The sequence below is a fragment of the Isoptericola sp. GX10416 genome, assembly GCF_056590155.1.
The window spans coordinates 214,108-235,286 of sequence record NZ_JBWPVO010000004.1; the positions used below are offsets into that span (position 1 = coordinate 214,108).

The window sequence follows — 21,179 nt, forward strand, 5'->3', positions numbered from 1 at the left end:
GACGACCACGGTGAACCTCGCCGCCGGCCTGGCTCGGGCTGGGCTGAAGGTCCTCGTGATCGACAACGATCCTCAGGGCAACGCCTCCACAGCGCTGGGCATCGAGCACCGTGCTGGGACGCCGTCCATCTACGAGGTCCTCGTCGAGGACGAGCCCATCGAGACGGCGGTCCAGGCATGCCCGGACGTCGAAGGGCTGTGGGGCGTGCCGGCCACCATCGACCTCTCAGGTGCCGAGATCGAGTTGGTGTCGCTGGTCTCCCGCGAGACGAGGCTGCGCAAGGCTCTCGACCGGTATCTCGACGAGCGCACGGCGCGCGGTGAGGAGCCGATCGACTACGTCTTCGTCGACTGCCCGCCGAGTCTGGGCCTGCTCACGGTGAACGCGTTCGTCACGGGCCGCGAGGTCCTCATCCCGATCCAGTGCGAGTACTACGCCCTGGAAGGCCTGAGCCAGCTCCTCAAGACGATCGAGCTCATCAAGGCGCACCTGAACCCCGAGCTCGTGGTGTCGACGATCCTCCTGACGATGTACGACGGACGCACCAACCTTGCGCAGCAGGTGGCCGCCGAGGTCCGGCAGCACTTCCCGGACCAGACCCTGCGGACTACGGTCCCACGCTCGGTGCGCATCTCCGAAGCGCCCTCCTACGGCCAGACGGTCATGACCTATGACCCGGGATCGACCGGCGCCCTGGCCTACCTGGAGGCGGCGCGCGAGATGTCAGAGCACTCAGTTCAACGCGCTGACCTGCGATGACGCGCGTAACATCGAAGCAGTACGGTGAGTCGCGATCGGTCACGGCCGCAGCACCGAGACTCGACGAAGACGGTCCGACACCCGGACGGAACCAGGAGGCTGGTGGATCATGAGCCAGAAGAAGCGAGGGCTCGGCCGTGGGCTGGGGGCTCTGATTCCTCAGGGGCCACCGCAGGACAAGCCGGTGGATGTCTTCTTCCCACAACGTGACGAGGCACAGGACGCACTCGGAACGGTCATGACCGCCTCGGACGACGACCATGGTGGTGACGAGCCCGAGCGTGCTGCCGAGACCTCAGCAGCGGCTGGCGAACGCACCGGACGGCGATCGGCGTCCTGGGACTCGGCGATCGCGGGCGGTCGGCTGAGCATCAACGGCAGTGGCCGGACGGACGACCCGATCGACCCGGTGTCGGCGCTGGCGGGCCTCGCCGACCGGCTGGAGTCGGAGTCCAGCGCGGCTGACGACGGCGGGTACGGATCGCTGGGGACGATCGAGATCACCGAGCACGACGCCCCGGAGGACCTTGCCTCGGCGACCGAGCCGGCAGACTCGGCGCCCGGCACCCCTGCCGGCAGTGCGGCGTCGGCGGCGGGCGATTCGGGAGAGGGCGAGGACGCCCTGGTCCCGGTACCCGGCGCTCGCTTCGCCGAGGTGCCGGTCGATCAGATCCGGCCGAACTCGCGTCAGCCGCGAACCGTCTTCGACGAGGGGGAGCTCGACGAGCTGATCGAGTCGATCAGCGAGATCGGTGTGCTGCAACCCATCGTCGTCCGGCCGGACCCTGACGCCTCGGCAGGATTCGAGCTGATCATGGGGGAGCGGCGGTGGCGTGCAGCGCAAGAAGCGCGGCTCGAGACCATCCCGGCGATCATCCGCTCCACGGACGACTCGGACATGCTCCGTGACGCACTGCTGGAGAACCTGCACCGCGCTGCGTTGAACCCGTTGGAGGAGGCGGCGGCGTACCGCCAGTTGCTCGACGACTTCGGGTGCACCCACGAGGAGCTGGCCACGCGGATCGCCCGCTCGCGGCCGCAGATCTCGAACACCCTCCGGCTGCTGAAGCTGCCTCCGTTGGTTCAGCGGCGGGTGGCGGCGGGCGTGCTCTCTGCAGGCCACGCCCGTGCCCTGCTCGGGCTCACGGACGGCGCGGAGATCGAGCGGCTCGCGCAGCGGATCGTCTCGGAAGGACTTTCGGTGCGGGCGACGGAAGAGGTGGTCACGCTGATCGCGGAGGGCAGCGAGGACAAGCCCGCTGCACGGGCTCCGCGAGCTGGTCAACGCAGCGAGGCGATGGACGAGCTCGCGACCCGGCTCTCCGACCGGTTCGAGACGCGCGTGAAGGTCAACCTGGGCAAGACCAAGGGAAAGGTCACCGTCGAGTTTGCGTCCGTCGAGGACTTGAACAGGATCCTGACGGTCATGGCTCCGGAGGACCCCGGCTTCGCACCGTCCTAACCCCGGGGGCACAGAACCGGGCCCGGTCATGTTTCACGTGAAACAGGACCGGGCCCGTTGCTGTGGGTCCGGGTTTCGTGCCTTGGGCCCCTTGGGTGATGCGCGACGCCGCGATGCGGGGCACGTGCTGTTTCACGTGAAACGAAGCGGCGGTTCGATGTTTCACGTGAAACAGCACCGGTTCACCGTGGTCGGTGCCGGCCCGCCGACCATGCGGGACCAGGCCGGTACGACGAAGAAGCGGCCGCCCCTGGTTCCGATGAACCAGAGGCGGCCGCCAGCGAACCATGAATCCTCAGACGAGAATGCCGTCGATCTCCTCGGCGAGCGCGCGCTTGGGGCGGGCACCGATGATCGACTTGACCACCTCACCGCCGGAGTAGACGTTCAGCGTCGGGATCGAGGTGATGCCGTAGGCCATCGTGGTGGCCTGGTTGGCGTCCGTGTCGAGCTTGACGATCTTGACCTTGCCCTCGTACTCCTCCGACAGTTCCTCGAGGATCGGGGCGACCATGCGGCACGGGCCGCACCAGGTAGCCCAGAAGTCCACCAGGACGGGGATGTCGGACTCGAGGACCTCGGACTGGAAGGTGTCGTCGGTGACTGCGACGGTAGGCATGCGGACTCCTTCGATGTGCGTGATGGGGGTCAGACGGCGTCGAGCGCGGCCGGGAGCTGCTCCGGGTCGGGCTCAGAGGCGAGGTCTGCCAGGTCGGAGAGGTAGGACTGTGCGTCCAGGGCGGCGGAGCAACCCGACCCTGCGGCGGTGATCGCCTGACGGTAGGTGTGGTCGACGAGGTCGCCGCAGGCGAACACCCCGGGGAGGTTCGTGCGGGTGGAGCGACCCTCCGCGATGACGTAGCCCTCGTCGTCCAGGTCGACCTGCCCGGCGAGCAGCTCGCTGCGAGGGTCGTGGCCGATGGCGACGAAGAGCCCGGTCACGTCGAGGTCGCGCTCAGTGCCCGTGACCGTGTCTCGCAGGCGCACCCCGGAGACCTTGTCCTCGCCATGGATGGCTGCCACCTCGCTGTTCCACGCGAAGTCGATCTTGGGATCGGCGAGGGCACGGTCGGCCATGATCTTGGAGGCGCGGAGAGCGTCGCGGCGGTGGATGATCGTGACCTTTGACGCAAAGCGGGTCAAGAAGGTCGCCTCTTCCATCGCGGAGTCACCCCCACCGACGACGGCGATGTGCTGGTCACGGAAGAAGAACCCGTCACACGTGGCACACCACGAGAGGCCGCGCCCCGACAGCTTCTTCTCCTCGGGAAGGCCGAGCTCGCGGTAGGCCGAGCCGGTGGCGAGGATGACCGTCCGCGATCGGAACGTCTCGCCGCCGCCCGTGACGACGGTCTTCACGTCGCCGGTCAGGTCGAGCGTCTCGGCGTCGTCCCAGAGCACCATCGCACCGAACTTCTCGGCCTGCTCGCGCATGGCGTCCATGAGGTCCGGTCCCTGGATCCCCGGGGGGAAGCCGGGGAAGTTCTCCACCTCGGTGGTGTTCATGAGAGCACCGCCGGCCGTGACGGACCCGGCCACGACGATCGGCGCCAGGCCTGCTCGTGCGGCGTAGATCGCGGCGGTGTACCCGGCAGGGCCGGAACCGACGATGACGATGTCGTGCAGCGCGGCGTCCGTGCTGGCCGGGGGGGTCGGCTGGTCGGTCACATCTACTCCTGCGGTTCGGTTCGGTACCGGCGCGGACCGGCACCAGGGGTCAACACACGGGGCATCGGCGATGTTCCGGGCGTCAGGACAGCGTGATCTCGTTGAGCTCGAGCCGGTAGCGGTCGGCCTCGTCCGTCCCCGGGAGCTCGGTGATCCACAGGACGAGGGAGTCGACGATGACGGCCTCGTCGAGCTCGATCGTCGTGTCTTCAGAGAACGATCCTTCCGCCAGCAGGTCGCCGCCCGTCGGGTCGTCGAGGCTGGTCGAACGGAGCTGCCACGCCCCGCCGCTGCCGTTGGTGTTGAGGTCGACCTGGGACACGGGGGCCGGCTCACGCAGCTCGACGCCGAAGCCGGCGCCCTCCTTGAAACCGCCCCAGGCAGGGTTGTTGTGGTAAGTCAGCGTGAACCAGAACGTCGAGGGGTCCGCGTCATAGGCGAGCTCCACGGCCTCCGGGTGCTCACCGTCGCCCGCCGGGTCGAGCTGCTCACCACTGTCGATGATCGGCCGGACCTCGGGCTCCTCGGTCTCGGTGGGCTCCTCCTCCGCAGCGTCGTCGGCTCCCTCGGTGGGCTCACCCTCGGTGGTGGCCTCCTGCGAGGTCTGCGCCTCGGGCGGTGGTTCGGAGCTGAACGGCGTGAAGGCCTGGGTCATCGCCCAGACGGCGGCGAGCACGACGCCGACGAGCAGGACGCCGAGCACGATCGGCGTCGGGTTGACACCACGCTTCTTCGGGGCGGCGGTCGAGGCGAAGCCGCCGGTCGTGGGGCCGGCCGCCGACGGAGGGGCGCCCTGGGCCGCTGCGGGCTGCCCGGGCGCTGCCTGGGCATAGCCGGCCGGTGCAGGTTGGCCCGGGGCCGCAGCGGGGGACCGCCCGGCAGCAGGCGCCTGGCCGTAGGCAGGTCCTTGCCCGTAGGCGGGAGCCTGGCCATAGGCCGCCGTCTGGCCGTAGGCCCCCTGGCCGGGAGGCGGAGGAACGGCGCCCTGCGCGGGAGGCTGCCCGTAGGGGGCACCGGCCGCGACGCCCGCCCCGGCGCCGACGACACCTGCCCGGGCGATCCTCCCGGTGGACGGACGGCGCACGGGGGGCGCGGGCGGGGGTGTGCCCGGGCGCGACGCGGAACCCGCCGGGCTGCCGGCTCCCAGCACGGACGAGCGCACGGGACGCTCGGGGGGCTGGACGAACCGGGGGAGGGCCGCCACGACGGACACCTGCCCCCACGGCTCGAGCGCGGCGACGATGTCGGCCGGCGTGGCCGGGGCACCGGCGTCGTCCCCGGTGAAGGTGCGGCGGACCAGGACGTCGATCTCGTCGTCGACGTGCGGCACCAGCTCGGAGACCGGGACGACGCCGTCGGGCCCGGTCTGAGCGGGCAGCGGCCGGACGGCGTCGGGAGCGATCCAGGGGACCTCGAGGCTGTCCGCGGCCCAGCGTGCGGTGAGCGCGTAGTAGCCCAGCGCGACCAGCCCGCGGGCGTCCATCGCGGCGGCCTCGGTGTCCGAAGGTTCGATCCCGGCGAGACCGGCATCGATGCCGAGGCCGGTGACGACCACGCGGTGTCCGTCGACGCGCACGGCCTCGGGGCGCAGGGCGCAGTGATGCACCCCGCGCCGGCGCGCGGCCTCGAGGGCGGTCGCGGCCTCGCCCATGAGCGCGCGGGCCTGCTGGGCGTCCACGAGACCACGCGAGACGATCTGCGTGAGCGACTCGCCGGCGAAGGGCTCGGTGATGACGTAGGAACGCTCGCCCGCGCCCAGGTCGGTGGTGCCGACGTCGAGCACCCTGCACAGGCGCGAGTCGGCGACCAGCGCCGCGCGGCGTGCGGCGTCGAGGGCTGCCGCGGACTGGGGGCCGTCCACGAACGTGACGCGCACCGGACGGTCGAGGATCTGATCGTGGGCCTCCCACGCCTCCGCCGTCGCCAGGTCCGTGCTCGCGGGCTGGGTCAGCCGATAACGATCGACCATGACGGTCCCGGGCTGGACGGTGCTCACCTGGACGCCTCCGTAGGGGTGTGGTGGGAGAGTGGGCTCCGGCCGGATGAGCCGGTGGTCCGTTCCATCGGACCATGGTAGAGCGAAGTGCTGGTCAGAGGTCTCGTCATCGCGGGCTCCGGCGTACGCGTCGCAGAATCGGTGCGAGGGCGTCGTCGAGCTCGCGGACGCGGAGCAGCTTGAGCATGCCGAGGTAGGCGCCGACCATCACGAGGCCGCCCACTGCCGTCACGAGCACGGCGTGCGGCCATGACGAGCCCGCGCCACCGTCCATCAGCTGGATGACGCCCCAGCCGAGGACTCCCGCGACGGCGGCTGCGACGGCGGCGCGGACATAGAGGCGCAGCACGCGCCCGCCGTCCATGCCGTGCAGCTTGCGGTTCATGCCACGCAGCCGCAGCAGCAGCGAGACCCAGGTGGACAGCGCGAAGGCGCCGCCCGCGGCGACCGCCCACCACGTCTCGGGCAGGGTGGCGACGGCGCCGGCCAGCGCGCCCACCAGGGTGACGGTGGCGGCGATCTGGATGAGGAACAGCCCGAGACCGTCCTCGAAGGCGAAGTACATGCGGCGGACGAGCACGGTGGCGCCGAGCGCGACGAGGCCGATCGACATGGCACGCAGGATGGGGGCGATCGCGTCGACCTCGGCGGCACCGAGCGACGGCAGGAGCGCCCCGGTGAGCGGCTTGGCGAGCACGAAGAGGACCGCGGCGGAGATGACGGAGAAGATGCCTGCCGACCGCAGGCCGAGGGACATGTCCGCACGGACCGCGGGGAGGTTCCCGGCCTGCACCGCCGCCGTCATGCGCGGGAAGAGGACGGTCACGATCGACACGATGACCAGGGAGTGGGGCAGCAGGTAGATGGTCATGGCCTGCGTGTAGGCCATGTTCCCGGCGGCGACCGCGCCGGTCGCCTCGACGGCTCGCGCCCCGCGACCCAGGACGTTCGTGAGGAACAGGACGCCGAGCTGTTCGAGGACGACGGCGCCGAGCGTCCAGCCGACGACGTTGCCCGCCGAGCGCAGCCCGATGCCGCGGAGCCCGAGGCGGAACCGCCAGGAGAAGCCGGAGCGGCGCAGCGCGACGACCAGCACCAGCGCCTGCGCGGCGATGCCGAGCGTCGCGGTACCGGCGAGCAGCGTCGTCATCGGCGTCGTCCACGCCGACAGGTCCGTGATGCCACGGTCCGGCGAGGTGCCCCACACCAGCAGGAAGGCACCGAACCCGAGCACCGAGACGACGTTGTTCGCGACCGGGGCCACGCCGTAGGCGCCGAACCGGCCGCGCGCGTTGAGCACCTGGCCGAGCAGCATGTACAGCCCGTAGAAGAAGACCTGGGGGATGCACCAGTAGGCGAAGACGGTCGCGAGGTGGCGCGCGTCGGTCGACCACGCGTCGCTGGTGGTGTAAGCCCACACGATGAGCGGGGCGGCGACGACGAGGACTGCGGTGAGCAGCAGGAGGCCGAGGCCGGAGAGGCTGAGGAGCTTGTCGAGCCTCTCCCGCGCGTTCTCCGCGTTCATCGCGCGCAGGATCTGCGGGATGAGGACGGCCTGCAGCACTCCCGCCGAGATCAGCGCGAACAGGACGTTGGGGAGCTTGTTGCCGATGTCGAACGCGTCCGCGACGGTACCGACCGCACCCACGCACGCGACGAGCAGCATGGACCGCACCAGGCCGGAGGCGCGTGACGCCGCCGTGCCGAGGGACATGGCGATCGATCCTCGGCCCAGGCTGGCCTTGCGCGCCCCGGAGTCCGACGGTTCGCCCGCGGGTCGGGCGTCGTCGGGGAGCGGGCCCGGCGCAGCCGGCTCGGGGTTGTCGGCGGTCATGCCTGGGTGTCCTCCGGTGAGTGCGTCGGCGGCTGGTGCGTCGGTGCGTCCTGAGGAACCACCGTCTCGGCGACGTCGGCGGTGGTACGGCGGTCCGACCGGCCGCGTCGCACGGTACGCCAGATTCCTGCGAGGAACAGCAGTCCCACTCCGGCGGCCATCACCGACGTGCCGACGGTCTCCCATCCGGCGCGGACCTGGACCGCGAACTCGGCCGGGGCGGTGACGGCGGCACCGCTCGGAGCGAGGACGTTCACCTCGAGGTTGGCGTCGCCGGAGGCGATGGCCCGCACGCGGACCTGGGCGTCGCGGGACTCGCCGGCGGGGATGACGACGGTGGGGGACGTCTCGACGATGAGCCGGGGGTCGTCCGGTTGCAACGTCACCGTGACGGTGGCGTCGACCGGCAGGTCGTTGCGGACCCGGACGGGCAGGTTGCCGGTGTCGCTGATCAGGAGCACGTCGGCCCGTCCGATGACCCGGATCCCGGACTGGACCTGTTCGGCGCGGATCCCGGCGAGCTGGACCGCGGCGTCCCGTGCGTCCTGGTCTCCGCGGTAGGCGATGGAGAGCGGTGCGACGAGATCGCGGTCCACGCTGGCCATGAGGGTGGCGGGGTCCGCGGCGACGGAGGCGAAGGACACGAGGCCGTCGAGCTCGTCGACGAGGGTGCGCACGGCCCGGGGCCCTAGCTCGGCGGCGTCGACGACGCGCTTCTCGAGGGCGGTGCGCGAGGCCCTGACGGGGGCCTCGGCGAGGACCTCGGTGAGCGGGACGACGTCCACCCAGGACCGGCCGACGAGTGCGGAGGTGACGGCGGTGTAGGCCTCGACGTCCGGTGACCAGCCCCGCGGCATCGCGGCGACGACGGAGACGGGGCGGCCGGAGTCGGCGGCGGCCATGGCGAGCACCGCGGTGTCGGCGAGCAGGCGCTGGGTGGCGGCCGGTGCCGAGCCCGCGGTGCTCGCGGTGCTCGCGGCGAGGGCGCCGCCGAGGGCACGGTCGGCGACGACGACGGGGACGTCGCCCGCGGCGGTGGGCACGGTGTCGGTGGCGGAGGCTGTGACGCCGACGGTCGGCTCGAGGCCGTCGGCGACGAGGACGTGCTGCATCCCGGCGGACCGGGCCGCGCCGAGGGTGTCGAGGTCGGCGGTCCCCTCCGGCCAGGCGACCCGGGTGCTCCAGGCGTCGGGGGTCGACCAGCCGCTCGGCAGGCGCCCGGCCGGCGCGGTGACGGTGCGCAGGTCGCTCGGCTGGACGTCCGCGTGCGCCAGGGCCGCGAGGTCGACGTCGTACGGCGGGAGGGTGACGACGTCGGCCGCGCCGGGACGCTGCAGCCGGCTGGCCCACGCGCTCAGCTCTTCCGTGGAGGAGGTGGCGGCCGTGGCGACGACGGCGGGGTCGACGGCGAGCGAGAGGGGCGCGTCGGCCACCCCGGCGGCCGCGAGCAGCGCGTCGTAGGCTCCGCCCGGCGATGTACGTTCGGTGATCGTCGAGATGTACGCCTCTGGTGCGGCCGGGTCCAGAGGGGGGCCGGTCAGCGGCGCCACCAGCGTGAGGTCGACCGGTGCGGGTGCGGTCCGGCCGGCACGTCCGGTCCCGCCGTCCGGGTCGTACAACATGAACGAGTGCAGCACGTCGATCAGGCCGGCGTCGTCCCGCACGTCGACGGAGAGCTGGCGTGGGCCCCACTCGGCGTCGGCGCCGAGCTGGAGCGTGGAGACGCGCAGCTCGAACGTCACCTCCGCCGACTCGCCCGCCGGCAGGTCGTCCATCGGCAGGCTGAGCTGGCGGGCAGCGGTCCGGGTCGAGTCGTCGTCGGCCCACGTCGCCACGGTGGACCGGGCGGACACCTCGCGCCAGCCGACGCCCAGGTTCGCCTCCAACCCGGTCAGGGCGGTCTCCGAGTCGTTGGTCACGCGGACGGTGACGTCCTGGGTCTGGTCCGGGCCCACCACCGTGGGCGACATGTCGACGATCTCGACGGTGACGCCGCCACCCGCGGCGGCCGACGGCGCGGGGGCGAGCGGAACGGCGACCATCGCACCGGCCAGCACGAGGGCGGCCACGACGACGGCGAGAGCGCGGGGGAGCACCACCGCGGCACGGGAGTCGATCACGCGGTGGGCCTCACTCGACGAGCTCCGGGCTGTCCGACAGCGCCTGCAGGGCCGTGGCGGCCAGACGCTGCTCGTTCGGGTACGCGAGGCGGTCGGGAAGCTCGTCGAGCGGCACCCAGCAGGCGTCCTCGGCCTCGCCGTCCGGGTCGCCGGCGGCGGTGATGGTCCCGCCCTCGGACCGCAGCAGGAAGTGGTGCACCACCTTGTGGACGCGCCGGTCCTCACCGCTGAACCAGTAGTCGATCACGCCCAGGGTGGTGCGGACGGTCCCGACGATGCCCGTCTCCTCGCGGATCTCCCGGACCGCGGCTTCCTCCGGCGTCTCCCGCCCCTCGAGGTGGCCCTTCGGCAGGCACATCTCCAGCCGGCCGGCGCGGTTGCGCCGCAGGATCACCGCGGCCCGGTGGCCGGAGACGTGGCGCTCGACGACGAGACCGCCGGCCGAGGTCTCGTCCACGACGGGCAGGTGCCCGGAGGGAAGGTTGGTGGCCGGCGCGGCCGCGGGGACGGGCGTGCCGCTCTGCCGACGGGCAGGATCGACCCGTAGGGGGTGTCCGCCGGGCGGGACGGGCACCGGCACGGGCGGGCGCCCGTCGGAAGCGCCTGGCGCCGGTGCCGCAGAAGACATGCGCACACCCTACCGAGTTCGTCGGGGCATCCGGACGACGCGCGGCCCAGAGATCGCCCAGCGCTCGCTCCGGCACAAACTGGGACAAAATCCGCAACGGTAACTCTGGTGCGACGCCGACGCGCGAGCGGCCGCGATCTGGGAGGATGGGACGTCGTGTCGACCCCAGCGAACCCTGCCCCCGCCCGGCTCCTCCACCAGGCCCTGAGCGTGCTGACCCAGATGGCCCCCGCCGCCGTCGAGCTCGGCGAGACCTTCGCCGCGGCCGGGCACGAGCTGGCCCTCGTGGGCGGTCCGGTCCGCGACGCGTTCCTCGGCCGCGCGAGCGCCGACCTCGACTTCGCGACCTCGGCCTCTCCTGATGAGACGCAGCGGCTGCTGGCACGCTGGGGCGACGCCCACTGGGACATCGGCAAGGAGTTCGGCACCATCGGCGCCCGGCGGTTCGGCCGGGGCGCCGCCGACACGGGCACCGCAGACGACATCGTCGTCGAGGTGACCACGTACCGCACCGACGAGTACGACGCCGCCTCCCGCAAGCCGGTCGTGGCGTTCGGCGACTCGCTCGACGGCGACCTCTCCCGGCGCGACCTCACTGTCAACGCCATGGCTGTGCGCCTGCCGGACCTGACGTTCGTCGACCCGTTCGGAGGGCTCGCCGACCTGGCGGCGAAGGTGCTGCGCACCCCGATCGCCCCGGAGCGCTCGTTCGACGACGACCCGCTGCGCATGCTCCGCGTGGCGCGGTTCGCCGCGCAGCTCGGGTTCGACGTCGAGCCGGCGACCCGCGCGGCGATCGTGGACATGGCTCCGCGGCTCGACATCGTCTCGGCGGAGCGGGTGCAGGCCGAGCTGACGAAGCTGGTGTGCGCGCCGTCGCCGCGGGCCGGGCTGCAGGTGCTCGTGGAGACCGGCCTCGCCGACCGGGTGCTGCCCGAGCTGCCCGCGCTGCGCCTGGAGATCGACGAGCACCACCGGCACAAGGACGTCTACGAGCACTCCCTCATCGTGCTCGACCAGGCCGTCGCGCAGGAGACGGGACCGGAGGGCCCCGTACCGGCGCCGGACCTGGTGCTGCGGCTCGCCGCGCTGCTGCACGACATCGGCAAGCCCCCGACGCGCCGGTTCGAGTCCGGCGGAGGTGTCAGCTTCCACCACCACGAGGTGGTCGGGGCGAAGATGGTGGCCAAGCGGCTGCGGGCCCTGAAGTTCGAGAAGCAGGTGGTCAAGGACGTCGCGCGGCTCGTCGAGCTGCACCTGAGGTTCCACGGCTACGGCGACGGCGCCTGGAGCGACTCCGCGGTGCGCCGGTACGTCACCGACGCCGGGCCGCTGCTCGAGCGGCTGCACCGGCTCACCCGGGCGGACTGCACCACCCGGAACCGGCGCAAGGCGAAGCGGCTCGCGGACGCCTACACGGACCTGGAGAACCGCATCGCGGCGCTGCGTGAGCAGGAGGAGATCGACTCGATCCGACCCGACCTGGACGGGACGCAGATCATGGAGCTCCTCGGCATCGGCCCGGGCCCGGCGGTGGGCGCGGCGTACAAGCACTTGCTCGCGCTGCGCATGGAGCACGGCCCGCTCGGTACGGAGCGCGCGACGGCGGAGCTGACGGCCTGGTGGGAATCTCGCCAGGAGTGAGGTCCCGCCCCTAGGGTGGGGCGCGCGAGGTCGCCGCGTCCTGCGGGACCTGTCGAGCGGAGGCGGACCATGGGGACCGATCGCAGGGCACGTGCGGGAGCGACCGCCTTCTACGCCGTCCAGGGACTGTGCTTCGCCGGGCTGCTGGCCCAGGTGCCCACCCTGCAGGACGGCCTGGGGATCTCGGACGCCGAGCTGACGCTGGTGCTGCTCGTGGTACCGGTGGTGGCGGGCCTCGGCAGCGTCCTCGCGGGACACCTGGCACCGCGCACGGGGAGCGCGGTGCTGCTGCGCGTCGCGGGCCCGCTCGTCGCGCTGGCCGTCCTCGCGACCGGCCTCGCGCCGTCGACGGCGGTCCTTTACCCCGTGGTGGCGCTGGTGGGGCTCCTGCTCGGCATGGTCGACGCCACGATGAACATGCAGGGCGTCGCGGTGGAGCGTCGGTACGGGCGCAGCCTGCTCAACTCGTTCCACGGCGCCTGGAGCGTCGGCGGAGTCCTCGGCTCGCTGGCGGCTGTGCTCGCCCACTCCCTCGACTGGGGGCTCGTGGCAGGGCTCGGACTGGTCGCGGCGGTGGCGGTCGTGGTGGACCTGGTGGCCGCGCCGCTGCTGCTGGACCATCGGGCAGACGTGCCGCCGTCGGCCACGGGCGCGAGCACCGATGCCGCTCCGGCCCGGGTGCCGTGGCGGCCGGTCCTGCTGGTCGGCACCGCCGTCGCCATCGTCTACCTGGCGGACTCCGCCGTCTCGAACTGGTCGACCAAGTACATCGCCGACGCGCTGGACAGTACGGCCGAGGTGGCGCCGCTGGGGCTGGCCGCGTACCTCGGTTGCCAGCTCGTCGGCCGGCTCGCGGCGGACGCCCAGGTGAACCGGTTCGGCCCGGTGCTGCCGGTGGCGGTCGGCGGGCTGATCGGCGCGACCGGCCTCGGCCTCGTGGCCCTCGCCCCGGTGCCGTGGGTCGCCGTCCTGGGCTTCGCCGCGACCGGCCTGGGGCTCAGCGTCGTCGTGCCGCTGTCGTTCTCCGTGGCCGGGGCGCTCGACACGACCGGTGTGGCGGTCGCGCGCGTGAACCTCTTCAACTACGTCGGTTTCGTGCTGGGTGCGGGTCTGATCGGCGGGGTAGCGGAGCTCGCGAGCCTGCGTTGGGCGTTCACCGTGCCGGCGGTGATCGCCCTGGGCGTCGTCGCACTCGCCCCGGCGTACCGGGTGGCGGCCCGCACCACGAAGCACGGGCCGCCACCCGCCGAGGTAGTGCGGGACGCCGCGCGGTAGTACCGCGCCGGGCGTCGTCCCACCCTCAGTGCGAGGACACGCCCTCGGGAGCCTCCGACTTGCGCAGGCGCGTGGCCAGCACGAGCGCACCGACGACGACGGCGGCCGCCACGGTGAAGGCGAGCTGTGCGCCCCCGGTCGTGGCCTGCGCCTCGGTGGCACCGCCGTCGACCAGCGACACCTTGCGCAGCGTGAGCAGCGCGACGAAGAGCGCCGTGCCGGCGGCACCCGCGAGCTGCTGGACCGTCGTGATCGCGGCGGAGCCGTGCGAGTAGAGCCCCGGACGGAGGCCCCCGAGCGCCGACGTGAAGGTCGGCGTGAAGATGAACGCCAGGCCCAGGCTCAGGACGAGGTGGCCCACCACCACCGCCCAGAGCGGCGACGTCGGCGACAGGGACGCGAACAGGAGCATCGCGACACCGACGGCGGCGACCCCCGGGATCGCGAGCGGCCGCGGCCCGACGCGGTCGTAGAGCCGGCCGACGACCGGACCGAGCAGACCCATGAGCAGACCACCGGGCAGCATGAGCAGGCCGGCCGTCAGCGCGTCCAGGCCCATCCCGCGCTGGAGGACGAGCGGGAGCCCGATGATCATGCCGAACATCGCAATCATGCTGACCGCCATCACGGACAGCCCCACGGTGAAGCCCTGCGCACGGAACACCCGCAGGTCCAGCAGGGCGGAGTCGGTGCGCTGCAGCACGAGCTGGCGCCACACGAACAGTCCGAGGAACGCCGCGCCCGCGACCAGCGGGACGGCCGGCGAGACCGGAAGGTCGTGCTGCGCCGCCTCGCCGAGGGCCGAGAGGCCGTACACCAGCCCGCCGAACGCCACCGCCGCCACGAGCAGGGAGAGCGGGTCCAGACGGGTGCGCGCGCGGTCGGCGACGTCCCGGACCAGCAGCGCGCCGAGCAGCAGCGAGACCGCCGCGATCGGCAGGACGACCCAGAAGACCTCGCGCCACCCCAGGCCGGTGACGACGGCCCCGGAGACGGTGGGACCGAGCGCCGGGGCGACGGCGATCACCAGCGACACGTTGCCCATCACGCGCCCGCGACGGTGCGGCAGCACCGTGCTCATCACCGTCGTCATGAGCAGCGGCATCATGATCGCCGTGCCCGACGCCTGGACCACACGGGCCGCGACGAGCAGCCCGAACACCGGTGCGATCGCGGCGAGGAACGTGCCCGTCGTGAACAGGGACATCGCGAGGATGAAGGCGCCGCGGGTGCCCAGCCGCTGCAGGAGCCAGCCGGTGGACGGGATGACCACCGCCATCGTCAGGAGGAACCCGGTGGTCAGCCACTGCCCGGACGACTCCGGGATGTCGAACTCCTCCATGACCGCCGGCAGGGCCACACCCATGGTGGTCTCGTTGAGGATCACGACGAACGCCGAGACGAGCAGCAGGGCGATGACCCGGAAGTGCTCGGGTGCCAGCCCGTCGCCCGACCGGCCCGCGCTCCGCTCGGTGGGACCGGGCGCAGCCTCGGTGGTACGTACAGACATGTGTCCCTCTCCCGGTTCGTCGCTCCTTGCCGACCGCGGGCGACGCTGCGCACGGACTGACCCGTCAACTCAAGTCGTCACCAGGGTGCGGTATTCCACTGCAGGGAGCGACCTGTTTTTCGCTCGGGACTCATCGGACGTCGTTCGGGCGCCGAAAGGGTGGTCAGTCGGTGGGCTCACCGCTCGGGATGTTGCGCACCACCAGCACGCAGGTGTCGTCCTCGCGCCTGCCGTCTGCGCACACCTCGACGATCGCGTCCCGGACGCCGGCCGCATCCATCCCCTGCTCGATCTCGCCGGCGCAGGTGGCGAGGTTCGCGAGCTGGGCGCGCAGCGGACGGTCCCGGCGCTCGACCAGCCCGTCCGTGAACAGGACGAGGACGTCCCCGGGATGCAGGAGGGCCTCGGCCTGCGGGACCTCCTCACCGATGATCGGTGCACCGATCGGGGTGGTGAGCGCGCCGTCCAGGAGCTCGACGCTCCCGTCGACGCGCAGCAGGAGCGGGGCCAGGTGGCCGGACCGCGTGTAGGTGATCCGGCGTGTGCCGTGGGCGTCGGGCGGGTCCACGAGGGCGAACACGCACGTCGCGATGTCCGCCATGCCCAGGCTGCGCACGAGGTCGTCCATCCCCGCGACGACCTCGGCCGGGCTCCGGCCGGACCAGGCCTCGGTGCGGATGACGGAACGCAGCTGGCCCATCGACGCAGCCGCCCGGACGTCGTGCCCGACGACGTCGCCCACCGTGACGGCGACGCGCCCGGTGGGCAGCGGCACCACGTCGTACCAGTCGCCGCCGACGTCCGTGCCGTCGGAGGCCGGGTCGTACAGGGCAGCGCAGTCCAGCCCTGGCGCGGCGACGATCTCCGGGAGCATGCTGCGCTGCAGCGTCAGGGCCGCCTGGTGCTCGCGGTGGTAGAGCCGGGCGTTGTCGAGCGCCAGCCCGGCCCGGGCTCCGAGCGCCACGATGTCGTGGAGGTCGTCGCGGGAGAACGCGTCCTCGTCCTCGCTGACGACCACCAGCACACCGGTGTGGCGGTCGCGGCCGCGCAGCGGGACGACGAGGGCGGTCCCGAGGCCCAGTCGCTCCAGCGCCGCCAGCTCCTCCGGCGTGGTGCGGTCCGCCAGCGAGGCGACCTCGACGGGGAAGGGCGCCGGCACCTGGCTGTGGTGCGTCGACAGCACGTGCAGCACGGAGGGGGACTCCAGCACCCAGCGGTGCGAGCGTTCGAGCACCGCGATGTCCGCCGCCCGCTCCGGGTCGCGGGCCGCGCCGTGCACGAGCCGCGGCTCGCCGGTGCCGTCGGTGACCACGACGGCGCACCAGGTCCCGAAGTGCGGGGCCACGAGCTCGGGCAGGAGGGCGGCGCCCGAGTCCTCGTCGAAGAGGTCGACGAGCGCCTGCGTGATCGAGGCGAGCAGGCTGAGGCGCTGGTTCTCCCGGTTGACCTCGTCGAGCTCGAGGACGTGTCGTCGCTCGGCATGGACGCGCTCGGTCACGTCGGCCTGGATGCCGACGTGATGGGTGACCCGCCCTTCCTCGTCGTGCACGGGCGAGACGACCACCTGGTTCCAGAACGGAGTCCCGTCCTTGCGGTGGTTGAGCAGGGTCTCGCCCACGGCCTCGCCGGCCTCGATCGCCGTCCGGATGCGCGCGACGGCCCCGGGGTCGGTGCCGGGGCCCTGCAGGAACCGGCAGTTGCGCCCGAGCACCTCGTCCGCGCTGTAGCCCGTCACCTCGCAGAACGCCGGGTTCACCCAGACCAGCGGGTCGTCGGGCAGCGACGGGTCGGAGATGGTGAAGCTCAGGTGGCTCGCGACGGCGGCCCGCATCTGCAGGCTGCCCGGCGATGAATCCGGCTCGGACGGCTCCCCGAGCCCGGCGAGCGGCAGCAGGACCAGGAGGGCCCGGTCGGCGAGTCGGTCCGGCGCACCGACGAGTGGTAGCCCGACCGCCCACGAGATCGCGTCGCCCCCACGCCGCGTCGACCGGACCGCGATCCCACGACCCTCGCGCAGCGCGGCCAGGATCGCCTCCGACGTGGACCGTGCGGTACCGAAGGCCGGCACGATGCCCGCGGCCGTGCACCAGGACCCGAACGACGAGGGGATGCCGAGGTCACCTGCCAGGCGGGCGGCGACCCGGTTGGCGTCGACCACCTCCTGCGTCGCCGTGTCCAGGAGCAGCACCGCGCCGCCCGTGGCGACCTGCGAGGGGTCGACGACGTCGGGGAGCACCGTCGTGCTCGGCGTCGTGCCGTCCGGCGACGACGTTTCGTTCAGCGTCATCGGTACCTCTCGTCCTGAAGCACCGGCGGCCGTTCTCTCGACCGTCCGGACGGCTATATCTTGCGATGCGCGCGGCGACCTGTCCACGTGCGTACGCTCACACCCCCGGCCCTGGAGGGTCAGCGCGCCGCCGGTGAGTGACGAACGTCGAGATCAGCGGGGTCGCGGGCACCACGGAGCCACATCAGTGCCGCGACGGCGAGATAGGCGAGCGCCAGGAGGATGAAGAGCCCGCGCGACCAGCCGTCGTCGGGCACCGCGAACGCGGCCAGGACGGCGGCACCGACGAACGCCGCGTTGTAGAGCACGTCGTAGAACGCGAAGGCGCGGCCGCGGTAGTCGTCGTGCGTGTCCCGCTGGACGATCGTGTCGACGGCGATCTTCGCGCTCTGGGCGGCGAGGCCCAGCAGGCCGGCACCGATCAGGATCACGGTGCGCGACGGCGTCGTGGCCAGCAGGAGCTGCGACGCGGCGGCGAGCAGCAGCATGCAGACGATCCACCCGTGCGGGCCGGTGCGACGCGACAGCACCGGCGTGATCAGCACCGCGCAGGCGCCACCCGCGCCGGTGAGGGCGATGACGAGGGCGAAGTTGGCCAGGCCCGCCGAGGTGTTCCCCGGCTCGGCCAGCAGGTTGCGGGAGATGAGGATCGCCGCGATGAACACGACGCCGTAGAGGAACCGGTGTGCCGCCATGACGAGGAGCCCTTGCCCGGGCGTCCGTCGGGCGACGAGGTAGCGGGCGCCGTCGACCAGGCCGCGGGCGACCGCCGCGATCTCCGCCCCGAGCCGTCCACGGACCGGGTGCTCGGGCCCGAGCTGGTCGCGTCCCAGGCGCAGGGCCAGCAGGCCGGCGACGCCGAAGACGACGGCTGCGCAGACGAGCGCGGCGGCGTCGTGCATCCGGCCCGGCGGCAGACCCAGTCCGAGGACGAAGCCGACCCCGCCGCCGAGGAAGACCGCTCCGGCGCCCAGGGTGGGCGTCAGCGAGTTCGCGGTCAGGAGCAGAGGACCGTCGACGACGCGAGGCAGGCCGGCGCTCAGCGCAGCCAGCAGGAAGCGGTTGACGCTCAGGGCGGCCAGCCCGAGGACGATGACGGCGGCCTCTCCCGCGCCCGCCAGGCCGCCGGTCAGCATGACGGCCGCCATCGCACCGGTCAGGACGAGGCGCACCGCGTTGCCGACCGCCAGCACCTGCCGGCGCCGCCACCTGTCCAGCAGCACCCCCGCGAACGGGCCGACGACCGTGAACGGGGCGAGCATGACCGCGAACGCGCCGGCGACGCCCGCCGCCGTGCCCGCCCGCTCCGGGGAGAAGAAGAGCAGGGAGGCCAGACCGACCTGGAACATGCCGTCGCCGGCCTGCGAGACGAGCCGGACGGCGAAGAGCCGCCGGAATCCCGGCAGGCGCAGCAGAGCGCGCAGATCCTGCCAGGTCTCGGTGATGGCTCCCACGCTGGCCAGCCTTTCACGGCGCTGCCGAGGTAGTACGGGGCCCGCCGAAGTAGTACTACCTCGGCGGGCCCCGTACTACCTCGACGTCTGAGCTACTACCTCGCGATCGTCCTGCACTCGCACGCTCGCTCCGGACTATCGCTCGACCTGGATGGTCGCGATCGTCCTGCACTCGCACGCTCGCTCCGGACTATCGCTCGACCTGGATGGTCGCGATCGTCCTGCACTCGCACGCTCGCTCCGGACTATCGCTCGACCTGGATGGTCGCGATCGTCCTGCACTCGCACGCTCGCTCCGGACTATCGCTCGACCTGGATGGTCGCGATCGTCCTGCACTCGCACGCTCGCTCCGGACTATCGCTCGACCTGGATGGTCGCGATCGTCCTGCACTCGCACGCTCACTCCGGACTATCGCTCCACCTGGATGGTCGCGATCGTCCTGCACTCGCACGCTCGCTCCGGACTATCGCTCCACGTCACCGCGGATGAAGGACTCCAGCTGGACGCGGCCCAGCGAGTCCTCCATCTGCACGGGCGGGGACTTCATGAAGTACGTCGAGGCCGACAGGATCGGTCCGCCGACGCCGCGGTCCTTCGCGATCTTCGCGGCACGGATGGCGTCGATGATGATGCCGGCCGAGTTGGGGGAGTCCCACACCTCGAGCTTGTACTCCAGGCTGATCGGGGCCTCGCCGAACGCGCGGCCCTCCAGGCGGACGTAGGCCCACTTGCGGTCGTCGAGCCAGGCCACGTAGTCCGACGGCCCGATGTGGACGTTGCGGTCCTCCGTCTTGCCACCGAGCGCGCCGGTGAGGTTGGAGGTCACGGCCTGGGTCTTGGAGACCTTCTTCGACTCGAGCCGGTCGCGCTGCAGCATGTTCTTGAAGTCCATGTTGCCGCCGACGTTGAGCTGGTAGGTGCGGTCCAGCACGACGCCGCGGTCCTCGAACAGCTTCGCGAGCACGCGGTGCGTGATCGTCGCGCCGACCTGCGACTTGATGTCGTCGCCGACGATGGGCACTCCGGCGTCCTCGAACTTCTTGGCCCACACGGGGTCGGAGGCGATGAACACCGGCAGGGCGTTGACGAAGCCGACACCCGCGTCGATGGCGCACTGCGCGTAGAACTTGTCCGCCTCCTCGGAGCCCACCGGCAGGTAGGAGACGAGGACGTCCACGCGGGCGTCCTTGAGCGCCTGCACGACGTCGACGGCCTCGCTGTCGGACTCGTCGATCGTGGCGGCGTAGTAGTCGCCGAGGCCGTCGAGCGTCGGGCCACGCTGGACGAGGACGCCCGTCGGTGGCACGTCGGCGATCTTGATGGTGTTGTTCTCCGAGGCGTGGATCGCCTCGGCCAGGTCGAAGCCGACCTTCTTCGCGTCGACGTCGAACGCCGCCGCGAACTCGAGGTCGCGCACGTGGTAGTCACCGAACTGCACGTGCATGAGACCCGGGACGGTGTCGGACGGGTCGGCGTCGCGGTAGTAGTGCACACCCTGGACCAGGGACGATGCACAGTTTCCGACGCCGACGATGGCAACGCGGACGGAAGTCATCCTCGCTCCTTGTTTCTCGGGGCCGGGACGTCGTGCGTCCCGGCAGTCTTGTCGCGGCTGCTCGCGCGGTCGCGCTCGGTGGTGATGAGCCCGTCGAGCCAGCGCACCTCGCGCTCGACCTGCTCCAGCCCGTGCCGTTGCAGCTCGAGCGTGTACTCGTCGAGCCGTTCGCGGGTGCGGGCTGCGGACTCCCGGACCGCCTCCAACCGTTCGGTCAGCCGGGTGCGCCGGCCTTCGAGGATGCGGAGGCGGGTCTCGGCGTCCGTCTGCGCGAACAGCGCGAACCGGACGTCGAAGCTCTCGTCCTCCCAGGCCGCAGGGCCGGAGGAGGCAAGAGTGGTCTGGAGGTGCTCCTTGCCGTCGGCAGTGAGCCGGTACACGATACGCCCGCGGCGTCCGGTCAACGGCTTGGTGCCCGACGACGGACGTCCGGCGGCGCTCGTCGCGCCGGCGCGGGCGGTGGCCCGGGGGAGGGCCTCGGGTTCCGGCTCGACCGTCTCGATGAGGCCCCGGGCCACCAGCGACTTCAGCGCGGGGTAGAGGGTGCCGTACGAGAACGCCCGGAAGGACCCCAGGAGCAGGTTGAGTCGCTTGCGCAGCTCGTAACCGTGCAGCGGCGCGGAGCTGAGCAGGCCGAGGATGGCCGTCTCCAGGACGTTCGAGCGACTGCGCACCCTGCTGCCCTCCTCTGCTCCGTGCTGCACGGACCGGTCATGAATGATGACTCGTTGTATCGAGTCGATACATCGTGAGGATAGGACGTACCGACCGGTGCGAGCAACGGGACGCGCCTGTCCGCCGTCGGGCACAAGGTTGTGAAGGCACGGTGGAGCGCCGTGTGAGGGTCTGGGGACGGTCGGCGTGGAACTGCGTCAGACGCGGGTCAGCCTGGACAGTCCCTCGGGTCGATCCCCTAGTGTTCCCTGTGGTTCTTCATGCCCGTAGGGGCGGGACTTCTCCGAGGACCTCCGCAATCGAAAGGCT

The 21,179-nt window shown here is 72.0% G+C and carries 15 protein-coding genes; 4 read left to right on the top strand and 11 right to left on the bottom strand.

The features are described from left to right. Positions 1 to 760: ParA family protein (locus ACWAT2_RS08750; protein ID WP_480048806.1), on the top strand; the 760-nt coding region annotated here is incomplete at its 5' end. A gap of 109 nt (positions 761 to 869) precedes the next feature. After that, positions 870 to 2,222, top strand: coding sequence for a ParB/RepB/Spo0J family partition protein (locus ACWAT2_RS08755; RefSeq protein WP_402374907.1), 1,353 nt, complete (start codon positions 870 to 872; stop codon positions 2,220 to 2,222). A gap of 295 nt (positions 2,223 to 2,517) precedes the next feature. Here ACWAT2_RS08755 and trxA read toward each other — a convergent pair whose 3' ends face one another. From trxA to ACWAT2_RS08785, 6 genes are all read right to left on the bottom strand, one after another. Further along, the gene (gene trxA / locus ACWAT2_RS08760) at positions 2,518 to 2,841 is read right to left on the bottom strand and encodes a thioredoxin (RefSeq protein ID WP_402374909.1); all 324 of its coding nucleotides are present in this window, start codon (positions 2,839 to 2,841) and stop codon (positions 2,518 to 2,520) included. A 29-nt stretch (positions 2,842 to 2,870) separates the two neighbouring features. Continuing rightward, positions 2,871 to 3,890: a thioredoxin-disulfide reductase gene (gene trxB / locus ACWAT2_RS08765; protein WP_402374911.1), complete on the bottom strand. Its 1,020-nt coding sequence runs from the start codon at positions 3,888 to 3,890 to the stop codon at positions 2,871 to 2,873. 82 nt (positions 3,891 to 3,972) lie between these two features. Further along, positions 3,973 to 5,886, bottom strand: coding sequence for a protein kinase family protein (locus tag ACWAT2_RS08770; RefSeq protein ID WP_402374913.1), 1,914 nt, complete (start codon positions 5,884 to 5,886; stop codon positions 3,973 to 3,975). A gap of 106 nt (positions 5,887 to 5,992) precedes the next feature. Continuing rightward, on the bottom strand, positions 5,993 to 7,720 hold the full coding sequence (gene murJ / locus ACWAT2_RS08775) for a murein biosynthesis integral membrane protein MurJ (protein ID WP_402374915.1): 1,728 nt from the start codon (positions 7,718 to 7,720) through the stop codon (positions 5,993 to 5,995). Next, on the bottom strand, positions 7,717 to 9,840 hold the full coding sequence (locus ACWAT2_RS08780) for a DUF6049 family protein (protein WP_402374917.1): 2,124 nt from the start codon (positions 9,838 to 9,840) through the stop codon (positions 7,717 to 7,719). The genes murJ and ACWAT2_RS08780 overlap by 4 nt, the downstream gene beginning before the upstream one ends. Before the next feature lie 10 nt (positions 9,841 to 9,850). Beyond that, positions 9,851 to 10,468: an NUDIX hydrolase gene (locus tag ACWAT2_RS08785; RefSeq protein ID WP_402374919.1), complete on the bottom strand. Its 618-nt coding sequence runs from the start codon at positions 10,466 to 10,468 to the stop codon at positions 9,851 to 9,853. Positions 10,469 to 10,624: 156 nt separating this feature from the next. On the opposite strand from ACWAT2_RS08785, the gene ACWAT2_RS08790 reads away from it, so the two are divergent. Together ACWAT2_RS08790 and ACWAT2_RS08795 are read left to right on the top strand one after the other, a co-directional pair. Then, positions 10,625 to 12,112: a CCA tRNA nucleotidyltransferase gene (locus ACWAT2_RS08790; RefSeq protein ID WP_402374921.1), complete on the top strand. Its 1,488-nt coding sequence runs from the start codon at positions 10,625 to 10,627 to the stop codon at positions 12,110 to 12,112. 69 nt (positions 12,113 to 12,181) lie between these two features. Further along, positions 12,182 to 13,387, top strand: a complete 1,206-nt coding sequence (locus ACWAT2_RS08795) for an MFS transporter (protein WP_402374923.1) — start codon at positions 12,182 to 12,184, stop codon at positions 13,385 to 13,387. Positions 13,388 to 13,412: 25 nt separating this feature from the next. Here the strand turns inward: ACWAT2_RS08795 and ACWAT2_RS08800 are convergent, their stop codons facing one another. The 5 genes from ACWAT2_RS08800 to ACWAT2_RS08820 form a co-directional block, all read right to left on the bottom strand. Further along, entirely contained in the window at positions 13,413 to 14,897 is a 1,485-nt protein-coding gene (locus ACWAT2_RS08800; protein ID WP_402374925.1) for a DHA2 family efflux MFS transporter permease subunit, read from the bottom strand. Positions 14,898 to 15,060: 163 nt separating this feature from the next. Next, positions 15,061 to 17,184, bottom strand: coding sequence for a SpoIIE family protein phosphatase (locus ACWAT2_RS08805; protein ID WP_402374927.1), 2,124 nt, complete (start codon positions 17,182 to 17,184; stop codon positions 15,061 to 15,063). Between the two features lie 119 nt (positions 17,185 to 17,303). Beyond that, complete coding sequence (locus ACWAT2_RS08810; protein ID WP_402374929.1) at positions 17,304 to 18,638, bottom strand: MFS transporter; 1,335 nt, start codon at positions 18,636 to 18,638, stop codon at positions 17,304 to 17,306. 465 nt (positions 18,639 to 19,103) lie between these two features. Continuing rightward, complete coding sequence (locus tag ACWAT2_RS08815; RefSeq protein ID WP_402374931.1) at positions 19,104 to 20,195, bottom strand: inositol-3-phosphate synthase; 1,092 nt, start codon at positions 20,193 to 20,195, stop codon at positions 19,104 to 19,106. Further along, positions 20,192 to 20,869: a PadR family transcriptional regulator gene (locus ACWAT2_RS08820; RefSeq protein WP_402374933.1), complete on the bottom strand. Its 678-nt coding sequence runs from the start codon at positions 20,867 to 20,869 to the stop codon at positions 20,192 to 20,194. Before ACWAT2_RS08820 ends, ACWAT2_RS08815 begins: the two co-directional genes overlap by 4 nt. Positions 20,870 to 21,179 lie beyond the last annotated feature (310 nt).